Genomic DNA, 1,792 nt, shown 5'->3' with positions numbered 1-1,792 from the left:
CTAATATAGTTATTTTTATTTAAAAATCATGTTCTTGCGCTTTGTTTTGCGTTTATGTTGCCGTTTGTGATCTGTTAACTTGCCCAGATTGTGATTGAAATTATCACTAGCATGATCCACTATCACTGACCAGTAACGGCAGAGCCACGACTCTCATCACTATCTCCACGTTAGATGGAGAAGAAAAAGCGCACGATAGATGCGCAGCAAAACAAGGCGAGCATATGACAAAATCACTTTCAACGCGCATCTTTATCGGTCTGTTTTCTGGCCTGATTCTGGGTAGCATCATTCAATATTTCTTGGCCGATGTCGGGTTCTTTTCCGGCACCCTGGTCGAGGTCGCCTCCGGCATAGGTACCATGTTCGTCAACATGATCATGATGATGGTGGTGCCCTTAGTTTTCGTCAGCATAGTCTGTGGTGTGCTGGAGCTGGACGACCTCAAGAGCTTTGGTCGCCTGGGCAGCAAGACCTTCGGTTTCTATATCATCAATACACTGGTCGCCATCTTCGCCGCCCTGACGGTCGCCCTGCTACTGAAGCCGGGACTCGGGGTCGACATGACTGGCGGTACGGGCGCCGAGATCACCGCCACCGAACTGCCTAACCTGATGCAGCTGATCGTCAACATAGTGCCGAGCAATCCTATCGCCGCCTTCACCTCTGGCAACATGCTACAGGTGATCTTCATGGCGCTGCTGGTGGGTGGTGTGATCAAGGCGATGGACGGCGCCGTGCCGCTACTGCAGCAGGGCTTCATGGAAGGCAACAAGCTGATGATGAAGCTTATCAGCGTGGTGATGCAGCTGGCCCCGATTGGTGTGTTTGCCCTGATGTTTAAGCTGGGCGCAACCCTGGAGGCGAGCCTCTTCCTCAGTGTGATTGAATACCTGGTGGTGATCCTCAGCCTCCTGTTGCTGTGGATCTTCGTGGTCTATCCTTGGGCGGTAAGCCTGTTTACGCCGGTATCGGCCAAGACCTTCCGCGCCAAGACCCAGGAGCAGATCCTCTTCTCCCTGTCGACCGCCAGCTCGAATGCCACGATTCCTGTTACCATGCGTACGCTTACCGAGAAGCTGGGCGTAAAGCGTGCTGTGGCCGGTTTCGGCGTGCCGCTTGGGGCGACCATGAACATGGGCGGCGTCTCTATCTATATCACTATTGCCATCTTTTTCGTGGCCAACTCCTTCGGTGCTCCTATCGCTATGGATCAGTTGCCCGCCTTATTGTTTAGTATCTTCCTGCTGTCTGTTGGGGCCGGTGGGGTGCCAGGTGGCGGCATGGTGATGATAGGCGTGCTGATCCACCAGATGGGTCTGCCAGTAGAGGCCTTCGTTATTGTTGCGGCGCTGGATAGACTGATCGACATGGTGCTGACCTCTTGTAATGTCGTTGGTGACGCTGCCGTGCTCACCATAGTGGATGCCACAGAGAACGCCCATGAAGAGGAGCAGGCTGTCGCTGTGCCTCGTACCAGTGAGGTTAGTTAAGGTTAATCTTACTATTTCGTTTTATCGATAATTGGCTCGCCTCTGGCGGGCCTTTTTATTGTCATTCTAAAACCACCTCCTATGGAGGTGGTGAACGTCCGATTTAGGCTATGCCTGAAGGTTGCTCATGCTAAATACTGACTTTGTTTGTAACCAGCAAATAAAGAGAGGTAAATAGCATGAGCAGATACGAGTCAGCGTCGCATGTTTTCTACAGGTGCCAATATCACATAGTTTGGACTCCAAAGTATAGATATAGGATCCTAAAAGGGAACGTGGGGAAAGAGGTTCATCGGAGT

The 1,792-nt window shown here is 51.7% G+C and carries 2 protein-coding genes; both read left to right on the top strand.

What is annotated here, in order from left to right:
- The first annotated feature begins 224 nt into the window (after positions 1-224).
- Positions 225-1,493 carry a dicarboxylate/amino acid:cation symporter gene (locus L1D47_RS20535; protein ID WP_239886604.1) on the top strand — a complete coding sequence of 423 codons (1,269 nt, stop codon included), beginning with the start codon at positions 225-227 and terminating at the stop codon, positions 1,491-1,493.
- 179 nt (positions 1,494-1,672) lie between these two features.
- A partial coding sequence (locus L1D47_RS20530) for a transposase (RefSeq protein WP_239886605.1) occupies positions 1,673-1,792 on the top strand: 120 nt, incomplete at its 3' end.

It is taken from the genome of Shewanella sp. Isolate7 (assembly GCF_022398425.1).
Classification (GTDB): domain Bacteria; phylum Pseudomonadota; class Gammaproteobacteria; order Enterobacterales; family Shewanellaceae; genus Shewanella.
The sequence above is the reverse complement of the archived record's forward strand: the minus strand, read 5'-3'. Positions and strand labels throughout refer to the sequence as shown.